This window comes from Gardnerella sp. DNF01199S (assembly GCF_049244155.1).
Lineage (GTDB): Bacteria > Actinomycetota > Actinomycetes > Actinomycetales > Bifidobacteriaceae > Bifidobacterium > Bifidobacterium piotii.
Genome location: NZ_CP058380.1, coordinates 426,445 through 438,974, shown reverse-complemented (window position 1 = coordinate 438,974; position 12,530 = coordinate 426,445). Strand labels below are relative to the sequence as shown.

Genomic DNA, 12,530 nt, shown 5'->3' with positions numbered 1-12,530 from the left:
ACCCTAAAATCACCCTCAAATCACATTGGCTGGTTTCCATGATGCTTCCCCGTTCTCGAAACGCGTTTTTTACTTCTTAAAATCTTCAAAGAATTAGCAATAACATCTCTTGTTTGCTCAGGATCTATCATTGCGTCAATCTGGCCAGTTTCCAGCGAAAGATTCGCGTTTACAGTGGTATTTTCGTAATCTTCAACAAGCTTTTTTCTTAAAGCGTCAACATCTTGACCGCGCTCTTTTGCTTTTTGCAAATCCTTGCGATGAATAATGTTCACAGCTCCTTGAGCGCCCAAAACCGCTATCTGGCTGGTAGGCCAAGCATAGTTAAAGTCTGCGCCCATAGACTTTGAGCCCATTACAATGTATGCTCCACCAAAAGCCTTGCGTAAAATCACGGTAACAAGCGGAACTTGCGCGTTTGCGTATGCGTAAATCACTTTTGCGCCTCTGCGAATAATTCCAGCGTGCTCCTGGTCCGATCCTGGCTTGTATCCAGGAGTGTCTACAAGAGTTACAACAGGAAGATTAAACGCGTCGCACAATCGCACAAATCGCGCTACTTTTTCGGAAGAATTAACGTCTAAAATTCCAGCATTGACTTTAGGCTGATTTGCCACTATTCCAACAGGATGCCCGTCTATGCAAGCAAAACCAACAACCGCGGATGCAGCATAAAGCTCCTGAACTTGCACAAATTCGCCATAATCTACGATTGCGCGAATAACGTCTAAAACGTCGTACGGCTGGCGATCATTGCTCGGCACAATAGTCGCAAGCTGCTTAGCGGTTTCTCTGTCTGCGCGAGTGGCAGCGTATGCGAATGTTGGCGGATTTTGATTGCAATTTTGCGGCAAATAAGCAAGGATCGTGCGCGCGTAGTCAATGGCGTCCGCCTCGTCTTCGCCCAAATAGTGAGCAACGCCCGAAGTGGAGTTATGCACATATCCACCGCCCAAATCGTCCATGCTAATCGACTCGCCTGTAGCAGCCTTAACAACATCTGGACCAGTTACAAACATGTTGGAATGCTCGCGAGTCATGATTATAAAATCCGTAAGAGCAGGGCAATAAACTGCGCCACCAGCGCAAGGGCCTAAAATCAAGGAGATTTGCGGAATTAAACCGCTTGCTTCACAAGTTTTTTTGAAGATTCTGCCATATTGCGTAAGTGCGTTAACGCCTTCTTGAATGCGAGCGCCGCCCGAGTCGATTAGCGCAACAACAGGAACCGCAAGTTGCAACGCCATGTCTAAAAGATGGCAAATTTTCTGGCCTTCAGCGCGTCCAAGCGTGCCGCCGCGAACGGAAAAATCTTGAGCATAAACTGCCACTTTTTTGCCGTACACTTCGCCAAAGCCAGTGATTACAGCACATCCTGCAACATCGTTATTTATGTCTCCGCCGTTAAAGCGGCCGATTTCTTCAAACGTGCCCGTGTCAAAAAGCAAATCTAAGCGCTCTCTTGCAGTGGATTTTCCCTTTGCATGCTGGCGTTCTAAAGCCTTTTGCTCGGCGTCTCTTGCAAGGCGAGCCGCGTGTTCTACGGCTGCTTTTCCGCGCTGAGGCTGCGTAGGCTGCGTAGGCTGAGCGGCTTGAGCGTCTTGCGCATTTTGCGTGTCTTTATTAACTTGTGCAGCGCTTTTATTAACATCTTTTGCAACTTGCGTATCATCTTTAGTAAGCGCACTCATTTTGCACTACCGCCTTTAGTTACGTCAATTGTTACAAGCTTTTCGCCTGCTTCTACACCATCTCCAGGCCCCACAAAAATGCCAGTAACTACGCCTGCTGCAGGTGCGTAAACGTAGTTTTCCATTTTCATGGATTCAAGAACAGCAAGTAGGTCGCCTTTGGCTACGCTCTGACCTTCCGCAACGTTTACACGCGTAATCACAGCTTGCATTGGAGCCGAAATCACGCCAGGAGCGTCCTTCGGTGTTTCCGACTTATGAGTATCTCCCCTTAATCCTCGCCCTCTAAGCGGCTGCGATGCGAGAACCGTGCTTCTAACTCGTGCAGAACCAGTAAGATTGTCTACAATGTCTTGCGGAATCGTAAGTTTTACGCGCTTATTGTCTACTTCTATTACAAAAGACTCCATTTTGGTCGGCTTATTTTGAGCGTCTTCACTAGCCTTATTGGAATCCAAAGAAGCAGGCTGTCCGCCATTTGCCGCTGCAGCAGTGCGGTTCAAATACTTGCGTTCAAGCCATTTTGTAGAAATATCAAAATCGTGATCTTGAGCCGTAAAATCAGGGTCGTTAAAAATTTGCTCAAAAAGCTTAGCAGGAGTAGGCACGCCCTCAATGCAAAGCTCCTTAAGCGCACGCCTTACGCGAGCAATTGCCGCATCGCGATTTTGCGCACTAACAATAAGCTTGCCCATCATGGAGTCGAATTTTGGAGACACGCTATCTCCAACTTCTACGCCAGAATCCACGCGAATTCCAGGGCCCGATGGCCACTCTATTTTTGTTAGCGTGCCTGCACTAGGCGTAAGATTCGTTGCTGGATCTTCCGAAGTGATTCTAAGTTCAAAACTGTGTCCGCGCGAAGGGTGATTTTGCGTAAGCTCGCCGCCGTCGGCAATCGTAAGCTGTTCGCGCACAAGATCTAGTCCGCTAACTTCCTCACTAACTGTGTGCTCAACTTGCAATCGTGGATTAACTTCCAAAAAGTAAACTTTGTGTTGAGAAGTCACCATATATTCGCACGTGCCCAAACCAACGTAGTCAACAGCTTCAAATAGGTTACGAGAATATCGGTGAAGCTGCGCATTCTCATCATCGGTAAGGAATGGTGCTGGTGCTTCCTCAACCAACTTTTGGTTTCGGCGCTGCACCGAGCAATCGCGCGTGGAATATATGGTGAAGTTTCCATGAGAATCGCGGCCAACCTGCGTTTCCACGTGGCGAGCCTTGTCTATAAAACGCTCAATAAAGTACTCGTCAAGGTCGCCGCCTTGCAAAGCGTCGTGGTTCATGTAGAATCCGCGAAGCTCATCATCGTTTTGCACAACGGTTATTCCGCGGCCGCCGCCGCCATCCGTGCGCTTCATCATAACTGGGTAGCCGTGTGTTTGCGCAAAAGTCAGCAATTCTCGAATGTCTTTTACTGGCTCCGATATTCCTGGAACGGGCGGCACTTTAGCGCGAGTTGCAACGCGCCGCGCGGTTATTTTATCCCCCAAATCAATAAGCGCTTCTGGCTTCGGACCAATCCACACAGCGCCAGCATCAATCACCTTTTGCGCAAAACTCGCTACTTCCGATAAAAATCCGTAGCCAGGGTGTACAGCATCCGCGCCGCTTTTATGCAAAATGTCTATAATCGCGTCTTCGTTTAAATAAGTGTCTCTGTACGTGTCTCCGGAAAGCGCGTACGCTTCGTCTGCCATTTCAACATACTGTGCTTGACGGTCGGATGCCGCATAAATAGCCACAGTTGGGATTCCCATTTCTTGGGCAGTGCGAATCACTCTAAGCGCGATTTCGCCGCGATTTGCCACAAGTATTTTTTTGATATTCGTAACCATACGTTACAAGTTATAGGAAATTTGGCTTATAGTATCCGTGAATTTGAACAAAACATTATGCGATTTTTTGTAAACTTCTCCAACGCGCGCTGCCCGATTCTTGTCTAATCTTTGATTCAGCAACGAAAAACAATACGAAAGAAGGATATCGTGGCTAATTTTGAATCAAACTCTGGCGCAAACTCTAATGCAGTTGCATCTAAGGCATTTGACATTAATCGTTTAGCTGTTCCATTTGCTAAGGCATTTTTGTTTACTGTTCTTATTAGCGCTGCCACTATGGCTGGCGCATTGCCAATTCCTGGAACTCCTGTTCCTGTAACTTTGCAAACTTTGGTTTTGGCTTTGGCAGGTCTTACTTTGACTTGGCGCCAAGCCGTTAGCTCTGTGCTTATGTACCTTGCGATTGGTGCTGCTGGAATGCCAGTGTTTGCAGGCGGAAAGAGTGGCGTTGTGGCTTTTGCAGGTCCTAGCGTTGGATTCCTTGTTGGATTCGTATTCGGCGTGGCTGCGATTGCGCTTGTAAAGTCTGCTCTCGAAGGTGTTGTTAATGCTGCTATGCCAGAGGATTCTGTTGCTAAGAAATTTGCACGATTTGGCGCGTATTTTGCAGCGTCTGTTGTTGGTTCTCTTGTGATTTACGCATTTGGATTTGTAGGCCAATCGCTTATGATGCACTTGCCTGTTTGGGCAATCGCCGTGGCTTCTACTGGCTTTATTGTGGGCGATATTATTAAGGCTGCAATCGCTAGCGCAGTTTGCGCAGGATTGTATGGCGCGTTTAAGCACAACGCGTGATCGTGAAGCGTGATTATGCGTGATTATGCGTGATTAATCGCAAGCGCAACGCGCTAACTATTCCAAGACCGCAGTCTCGTCGCTGCGGTCTTTTTTGCATCCAAAAGCAAGATCACTTTGACTCATTTTCGCGCTCAGGCAGGTCATGTCGTTAGCGCGGTCTAAACGCGCTAACGTCTTCGCCTGCGTTGAAAGCACACTGTGCTTTCAACTTTGAGCAAGCTCAGCGCGCCAAATTGCCTTCGCGCGCTACGCTTCAAGCGCTCAGGCAGGTCGTCGCGCAAGCTAGGTAGAGATTCGAGATTTTTCGCAGCGGATGAAGCGAACCTCAGCATGAAATGGTGATTCGCTGAAGCAGCAAGAAAAATCGAGAATCTCAGGCGATTAAGCAATACGTAATTGTTCAAGCACGTAAGAGGGCTGGGTGATTCTTGGTCGAACAGTATAAGAGCGGCAGCCGATATTAGACAACCCAATGACACACACATACAAACAAACTTAAACCAAAAACAAAAAATCAAAGCCAAATCGGAACAACCGCAACAGCAGACAACACGCAAGAGGCGGAGCGTTGTGAGACAAGAAACACCCAGCCCTCCTACAACACTAGGCGAGGAAAACCGTTCGCGCGTTACAGCGCGCTCAGGTAGGTTGTCGCGCCCACGTTTGTATCAAACACTAAGCGCGTGAACATCGCCCGTGTGCACAATCGCAGATTCTCCCGAGTCTTTAAGAATCAAAAGCGAAGCATCATCAGTAACGCTCTGAGCAATGCCTTTAACGCATTCGCTGTTGTTTAACTCGCTATTAACTTCTGGCGCATACACGCTAACTTTGCGCCCAAGAGTCCAGCAAACTGCGCTAACTTCCTTACGCAAGCACAATGCGTTTTGCGCAGGATTTTGCACAAAACTCGCTAGTCTACTGTTTAAGTTTTGCGCTAAACGCTTAGCAATAATATCCCTTAATTGCATTGCATTTGGAAGATTCGCGTAATGCATTTGTAAAGATGTTGCTTTTTCGATTGGAAGATTGCTTTTAGACACATTAAGATTAAGGCCGATTCCAAAAATCACACCAATATTTTGTTGTAAAGAGTCATGATTTGCAAGTGCTGCGATTTCGGTTAAAATTCCGCCTTCTTTGCAATCGCCAATAAAAATGTCATTTGGCCACTTGATTTTTATTTCTTGACCAAAATCGCAAATTTTACTTTCGACTTCGCCGATTTCGCTAATTTCGCCAACTTCGCTGGCTTCTGCGATTTTGCGCGCACCAACATCTTTAAGCGCGCCAATCAACGCGTCTCTTGCGCAAAGTCCTGCAATCATAGGCAGCCAACCGTTGTATTTTGAATCCATAACAACGCTTTTTGGCAAAACAGCACCATAAGACGCTAGAAAGCTTTGCCCCGATTCGCTAACCCACTTGCGACCAAGACGACCTCTGCCAGCGCTTTGATTGTTTGCAATAATCGCACAAACAAGCGGATTCAAGATTGAAGAGCTTTCAAAATCGCAATCAATAAGCTCTTTTCGCGCAATATTTTGCGTAGAATCAACCGAGTCTAAAAAGATAAAATTCATCGAGAATTAAATCCCTTAAAATCTATTAAAATCGCCTAAACAGACTAAACCTATTAAACAACAGCTATCAAAGAAATAGCTATCAAACAATAGGCTCTACCTGGTCAAAGCCAAGCTCCACAGGAGTCTCTCTGCCAAAGATAGAAACAAGAACCGTAAGCTTTTGCGTTGTAGGATCTACGTCCGAAACAACGGCAGCCATAGTTGCAAATGGGCCGTCGGTAACTGTAACTTGATCTCCAACCTTGTAAGCAACCTCAACAGTACGCTTACGAGCTGCTGCTGGCTTATCTCCAGCCTTCTTCAACGCCTCAGACGCAATCATAGGAGCCATCATATCAATAACTTCCTTGCGGCTAAGAGGCGCTGGCTCCTTAGACGGGCCAACAAAACCAGTAACACCTTCGGTCTCGCGCACAATGCGGCGAGCATTCTCGTCTGGCCACATGCGAATAAGCACATATCCTGGAACGCGCACGCGCGTAATAACCTTCTTGCCCTTGTCTGTGTGCTTTTCGACTTCTTCCATTGGAACTTCAATCTGGAAAATCTTGTCTTCCAAACCAAAGCTTTGAACGCGAGATTCAACGTTAGTTTTAACGCGCTTCTCGTAGCCAGAGTAGGTGTGAAGAACATACCACTTGCCTTCAAGAGTTCGCAAAGTCTTGGAGAATTCGGCAACAGCGGCTGCGCCAGCATCTGTAGGGTCTACGTCTGCAGAGTCGGCGGAATCGGTGGAATCAGCAGAATTGTCGGCAGAATCAGCGTTATTTTCCGCTGGCAAATCGCCAGCAGCCGTAGAATTAGCCTGCTCATGCGCCTCCACCGCATCGGCAGATGCGTCTAAATTCGCAAGATTATCTAGATTCTCTACAGAATTATCTACGGATTCAACATTTTCGAGATTCAACTCGTCAGTCATATTTGCACACCCTCAAAATTCGTCTAAATCAGCCAAACAGCCACATAACGGACTTTCCTAAACCGAAGTCCATAACAGTGACAAAAACCATCAAGAAAATAACAAAAATAAACACGGAAGCTGACCAAGCAAACAACTCTTTGCCGTGTGGAGCTACGACTTTGCGCGTTTCGTCAATAGTTTGCTTAATGAACATGCCAATACGCATGAACAAATTTGGCTTCTTCTCTTTTGCCTTGGCCATGCTTGAATCCTTCGTTTGAAAATTGTTAACAATAAAACTGGCAGGGACGGCGGGACTCGAACCCACAACCTACGGTTTTGGAGACCGTTGCGCTACCAATTGCGCCACATCCCTAGGTGAACTTGCTAATCATACCTTAAAAAGATTGACTTGGCAAAACCGCCGAATATTCATGATAGCGGAAGGGCAAGATTTAAGGGTTTTTATTATGATTAGCGAGTGTCGCTAAATGCGCGGTTGCTGGCGACTTTTCCGCGTGAAAACGCGCTGCAACGCTTAAAACGCGCTTCCGCCTTCAATCCACTGCTTCATGCGCCTCATGCCCTCTGCAAGTTGACTATCCGCCAAAGCGCACGAGAATCGCAAGTAGCCAGGCGCGCCAAAAGCCTCGCCAGGAACAGCAGCAACATGCGCTTCGTCAAGAAGCATTTGCGCGAACACAGACGATGTGCCTGGAATCTTAGAATCCTTGCCCAACGGGCGATTAAGCAGCGCCTCAACGTTTGCAAACGCGTAGAAAGCACCGTGCGAAAGAGGGCAAGTCACGCCTTCCATGCTGTTTAGCGCTTGCACAATCGCCTTGCGACGAGCGTCGAAGGAATCACGCATTTTTGCAACTTCGTCTAATGGCCCGCCAACTGCTGCAAGAGCTGCGCGCTGCGAAATATTAGAAACGTTAGACGTCATGTGGCTTTGAAGCTTAATCGCGGCTTTTGCGGCCTCAAGCGGCGCAACCATCCAACCAACACGCCAACCTGGCATTGCGTAAGTTTTTGCAACGCCATTCAAAACAAGCAGCTGGTCGCGCACTTCTGGCACTTCCACGCCAATGTACGAAGTTTTTACGCCGTCGTAATGCAAGTGCTCGTAAATCTCGTCGGAAAGCACCCAAATATGGTGTTTTACAGCCCATTCGCCAATCGCGCGAATCGTTTGAGCGCTCCAAATAGCGCCTGTTGGATTAGAAGGCGAAGTTACAATAATCGCACGCGTGCGCGGTGTGCGAGCCGCCTCAATCGCATCAATATCTGGCTCAAAACCGCAATCTGCGCCAGACATAACCGCCACTGGCACGCCGCCTGCAAGTTTTACTGCCTCTGGATAGCTTGTCCAATATGGCGCTGGGATTATAACTTCGTCGCCGTCGTTTAGCAAAATCTGGCATGCTTCGTAAACAGCCTGTTTGCCGCCATTCGTTACAACAACTTGATTTGGGGAAACATCGTAGCCAGAATCGCGTTTAACTTTGCGCGCAATCGCCTCGCGCAACTCTGGAAGGCCAGCCGTAGCTGTGTACTTGTAGTTTTTTGGGTCTTTGCATGCGGCGGCTGCGGCTTCCACAATGTAGAGCGGCGTTGGAAAATCAGGTTCGCCTGCGCCGAAGCTAATAACGTCGATTCCTGCGGCTTTCATCGCTTTTGCTTTGCCATCTACAGCAAGCGTTGCGCTTGGAGCGACTTTGTTAATGCGATTGCTCATAGAGCGCCATTGGGAGTTTGATGTATTTGCTGCGATTTGCGATGCATTTGCTGCCATATTTGCTGCGATATTTTCTGCCATACTTACAGTTTAGCCATTACACGTTATTTCACGATTTTGCGCATAAATTGGGTAGAATTTGGTACAATCACACTACAGTTTTGTTTGTTTGTGTAGTGCGTTTGTATTAAAAAACACCGAAATTCAGTACAATCACACTACAAGGCAGGTCGTCGTTCGCGCGGTCTAAGCGCGCGAACGTCTTCGCTTGCGTTGAAAGCACACTGTGCTTTCAACCTTAAGCAAGCTCAGCGCTCCGAATTGCCTTTTCGCGCTACGCTTTAAGCGAAAAGGCAGGTCGTCGCGCAACAATAAACAAGGAAAGCGCAAATCGCAGCAAATGCTATAAAAGCACAAGATTGTCGCGATGAACCACAGGATGCGCGTATTGCCGCCCCAAAGTGGCCTCTAAATCATCCGTTGTAAGACCCATTACCTGCGGTATCTCGTCTGAATCAAATGCAACTAGACCCTTGGCTAAGTGGTTGCCATGCTCGTCGTCAATCCACACTGGGTCGCTTGCAGAAAAATCGCCAGTAACTCCCACAATTCCAGCAGCCAGCAGGCTCGCTCGCCCTGCGCAAACAGCTGCAGCAGCACCAGCATCTACAATAATCGAGCCATGCGGATTAGACGCAAAACCAATCCAAAGTCTTCTAGAAGACGCGCGCGAGTTTAGTGGAGCAAACACGGTTCCAACCGAATCGCCAGATAGCGCACCCTCCGCGTTACTAGCACATGTCAAAAGCGTTGGTATTCCAGAAACAGCAGCAACGTGCGCCGCATCCATCTTGGTCACCATTCCACCTGTGCCAACGCCCGAGCCGCTTTCGCCAACTTTAACATCGTCTAGCGCGCGCGTAACATCTGCAACAAAGCCAATTCGCTTAGCACCTGGCTCGCTAGGCGGAGACGTGTAAAGCGCGTCAACGTCTGTTAAAAGAACCAGCGCATCTGCTCGCACAATATTCGCCACAAGCGCCGCAAGCCTATCGTTATCTCCAAAACGTATTTCGTTGCTAGACAAAGCATCGTTTTCGTTTACGATTGGCACAACGCCTAATTCCAGCAGCCTAAGCATTGTACGTTGAGCATTGCGATAGCGAGACGGCGAAATAGTAACGTCTGCTGTTAGCAGCATTTGACCAACTTTTAGGCCATATTTTGCAAAAGCTTGCTCGTATTGCGCCATAAGCAAACCCTGACCAACCGAAGCCGTAGCTTGCTGCGTTGGAACGTCTTTTGGCCTAGAATCAAAGCCGAGCAGCCCGAATCCTGCTGCGATTGCGCCAGAAGACACAAGCACAACATGCGCTCCGTTAATTTGCGCGCGACTAATGGCGTCTACTAGCGAGCGCAGTTTTTGCACATCTAAATGGCCATTTTGCGCCGTTAGCGAGCTAGACCCCACTTTTACGACTATTGTGCGCGCATTGCTAATTGAACGCCGAACCTCGTTTTCGGTAGGCTCAATTGCTTTATTAACCATTATTAATCAATTACTCTCCACGCCCAAACAGGCTCTGCTCATCGTGTTTGTCGTCATCTACCGATGGATCCGCCCAATGACCTTGCTTGCGTTCCGCCATCATCGCATCTCGCACAGCGCTCTTTGCGTCCATCATAGTGTGGTAATCACGGCGACGCTCCGCATTAGTGCGCCTTGCACCACGCGGATCATTTGCCTCAAGTCGCAAGTCTTTTCCGCGCGCACCAAGGCTTGCGCCGTCCAAACCTTCCGCACCTGCTGCAATGCTTGGATCCCAGTCAAAGCAAACCATGCGATTGCCGCGGCCAATCCTAATCTCGTCTCCTGGTCGCGCGCCCTTCTTGCGCAACTCGTCTTCTACACCAAGTTTCGCTAAGCGATCCGCCAAATAGCCCACTGCCTCGTCGTTGTCGAAGTTTGTTTGCACAACCCAACGCTCTGGCTTAGCGCCCGTAACAGTAAACCAAAAGTCGCCATTTTTGTCTTCTTCGCGCTCAATCGTAAAGTCGCTAGCACTTCCGCGGCCATCGTCGCGCCTGCGTCTTAATGCTGGCTGCTCAAGCGGCTGAATAACAACTCGCTCTTCTTCGCGCGCTGCCTCTTGCTCGGCAAGCTTTTCGCGCATACTAGCCACCATCTTTCCAAGCGCAAAACCAAGCTCTTTCAAACCTTCGTGAGATGCAGTAGAAATCTCAAAAACTGGCAAGCCCATTTTTTCAAAGTCGCTTCGCACAAATTCTGCCAACTCTTTTGCTTCTGGCACATCAATCTTGTTGAGCACAATAATTCGCGGACGCTCGGGAATCGGAATCGCTCCAAGCGGCAAATCAAGCTTGTTTGCGTATTGCGAAAGCTCGTGTTCCAAAGCATTATAATCGCTGATTGGGTCGCGATTTGGCTCCAACGTTGCACAGTCGATTACGTGGGCGATTATTTCCGTGCGCTCAATGTGACGCAAAAACTCTAACCCCAAGCCCTTTCCTTCGGAAGCACCTGGAATAAGCCCTGGCACATCTGCGATTGTGTAACGATATTCGCCAAAGCTGACTACACCAAGATTTGGAACAAGCGTTGTAAACGGGTAATCTGCGATTTTTGGCTTTGCAGCGCTGATTGACGCTACAAGACTTGACTTTCCTGCAGATGGGAATCCAACTAGTGCAACGTCTGCTATCGACTTTAGTTCTAGGATTACGTCTCGCTCTTCACCAGGCTCGCCAAGCAGCGCAAATCCTGGAGCGCGGCGCACTTTATTTGCAAGAGCAGCGTTTCCAAGACCGCCTGCGCCTCCTTCTGCGACTACGAAAGTGTCTCCTACGTGTTGCAAATCCGCCAAAACGTTGCCTGGCCTTTTTTGTGCGCCCGATGCGCCCTTCGCCTCAAAAATCACGGTTCCAACTGGCACAGGGAGTATAAGATCTTCTCCTTTGGAGCCGTCTTTTGTATCTCCTAAGCCCATTGTGCCGTTTTGCGCTACGCGATGAGGCATAAATCGGTAATCAAGCAAGCTATTTGCATTGCGATCGGCTACGAATATAACGCTTCCGCCGTTGCCGCCATTGCCGCCATTTGGCCCTGCAAGTGGCTTGTATTTTTCTCTACGCACGCCTGCGGAACCGTTGCCGCCGTCGCCGCCTTTAACATGTACTGTTACTCGATCTACAAAATCGCTCATAACTTTTACCTTACTTGATGCTCAATACTCGCCAGCTTTGCGAAAACAAAAAAGCCGCACCGAACGGGGTGCGGCTAGAAGATTAATGAGTTACTCAGGCGGTAACTACGTCTACAACCTTGCGATCGCGACGAATACCAAACTTCACATTGCCGTCTACCAAAGCATACAGCGTGTGATCCTTGCCCAAAGCAACGTTCTGTCCTGCATGGAACTTGGTGCCGCGCTGGCGAACAATAATGTTTCCAGCCACAACAGCTTCTCCACCGAACTTCTTAACGCCAAGATATTGCGCCTGCGAATCGCGACCGTTGCGCGAGCTGGACGCACCCTTCTTATGTGCCATCTTGCTGTCCTTTCAGGTTTATAACACCGTCAATCAGGCGATGGCCGTGATCTTGACGAGAGTCAACTTCTGACGATGACCCTTGCGGCGAGCCACGCCAGTCTTGTTCTTATACTTCATAATGCTAATCTTTGGACCCTTAGCTTCGTCGTTAAGAACTTCTGCCTTAACTGTGATCTTTGCAAGATCCTTAGCGCTTAAGGTCACCTTAGCACCGTCAACAACGAGCGCGACCGGGAATTCCACGGTATCGCCCTTCTTTGCATCGAGACGGTTTACGAGGATGGCGTCTCCAACCTCAACCTTCTCTTGATGGCCACCGGCCTTCACAATCGCGTACATAATTCGTTCCTTAGCTAAATTGAAAGCTTTACTTTTGCCTCGCGCGCAGCATTG

Annotated in this window: 11 protein-coding genes and 1 tRNA gene; 1 reads left to right on the top strand and 11 read right to left on the bottom strand. The window is 48.5% G+C overall.

The window, feature by feature from the left end; translation table 11 throughout:
- Positions 1–20: 20 nt before the first annotated feature.
- Positions 21–1,691 (bottom strand): acyl-CoA carboxylase subunit beta, encoded by a 1,671-nt coding sequence (locus HXT45_RS01765; protein ID WP_248901016.1) that lies wholly within the window; start codon positions 1,689–1,691, stop codon positions 21–23.
- Entirely contained in the window at positions 1,688–3,535 is a 1,848-nt protein-coding gene (locus tag HXT45_RS01760; RefSeq protein WP_421782043.1) for an acetyl/propionyl/methylcrotonyl-CoA carboxylase subunit alpha, read from the bottom strand. Before HXT45_RS01760 ends, HXT45_RS01765 begins: the two co-directional genes overlap by 4 nt.
- A 150-nt stretch (positions 3,536–3,685) precedes the next feature.
- Between HXT45_RS01760 and HXT45_RS01755 the strand changes: the two genes are divergently transcribed.
- Complete coding sequence (locus tag HXT45_RS01755; protein ID WP_172539708.1) at positions 3,686–4,333, top strand: biotin transporter BioY; 648 nt, start codon at positions 3,686–3,688, stop codon at positions 4,331–4,333.
- A 671-nt stretch (positions 4,334–5,004) separates the two neighbouring features.
- On the opposite strand, the gene HXT45_RS01750 is transcribed toward HXT45_RS01755, so the two are convergent.
- The 9 genes from HXT45_RS01750 to rplU all read right to left on the bottom strand — a co-directional run bounded on the left by HXT45_RS01750 (position 5,005) and on the right by rplU (position 12,476).
- On the bottom strand, positions 5,005–5,919 hold the full coding sequence (locus tag HXT45_RS01750) for a biotin--[acetyl-CoA-carboxylase] ligase (RefSeq protein WP_004132966.1): 915 nt from the start codon (positions 5,917–5,919) through the stop codon (positions 5,005–5,007).
- 82 nt (positions 5,920–6,001) lie between these two features.
- On the bottom strand, positions 6,002–6,841 hold the full coding sequence (nusG, locus tag HXT45_RS01745) for a transcription termination/antitermination protein NusG (protein ID WP_018620066.1): 840 nt from the start codon (positions 6,839–6,841) through the stop codon (positions 6,002–6,004).
- A 28-nt stretch (positions 6,842–6,869) separates the two neighbouring features.
- Entirely contained in the window at positions 6,870–7,085 is a 216-nt protein-coding gene (gene secE / locus HXT45_RS01740) for a preprotein translocase subunit SecE (RefSeq protein WP_004111941.1), read from the bottom strand.
- Between the two features lie 38 nt (positions 7,086–7,123).
- Positions 7,124–7,199 (bottom strand) — tRNA-Trp (locus tag HXT45_RS01735).
- A 162-nt stretch (positions 7,200–7,361) separates the two neighbouring features.
- Positions 7,362–8,621 carry a pyridoxal phosphate-dependent aminotransferase gene (locus HXT45_RS01730; protein ID WP_421782266.1) on the bottom strand — a complete coding sequence of 420 codons (1,260 nt, stop codon included), beginning with the start codon at positions 8,619–8,621 and terminating at the stop codon, positions 7,362–7,364.
- A 346-nt stretch (positions 8,622–8,967) separates the two neighbouring features.
- On the bottom strand, positions 8,968–10,113 hold the full coding sequence (proB, locus tag HXT45_RS01725) for a glutamate 5-kinase (protein WP_004132969.1): 1,146 nt from the start codon (positions 10,111–10,113) through the stop codon (positions 8,968–8,970).
- A 10-nt stretch (positions 10,114–10,123) separates the two neighbouring features.
- Entirely contained in the window at positions 10,124–11,788 is a 1,665-nt protein-coding gene (obgE, locus tag HXT45_RS01720) for a GTPase ObgE (RefSeq protein ID WP_421782039.1), read from the bottom strand.
- Between the two features lie 94 nt (positions 11,789–11,882).
- Entirely contained in the window at positions 11,883–12,134 is a 252-nt protein-coding gene (gene rpmA / locus HXT45_RS01715) for a 50S ribosomal protein L27 (protein WP_004106248.1), read from the bottom strand.
- Between the two features lie 33 nt (positions 12,135–12,167).
- Entirely contained in the window at positions 12,168–12,476 is a 309-nt protein-coding gene (gene rplU, locus HXT45_RS01710; protein ID WP_004111933.1) for a 50S ribosomal protein L21, read from the bottom strand.
- Positions 12,477–12,530 lie beyond the last annotated feature (54 nt).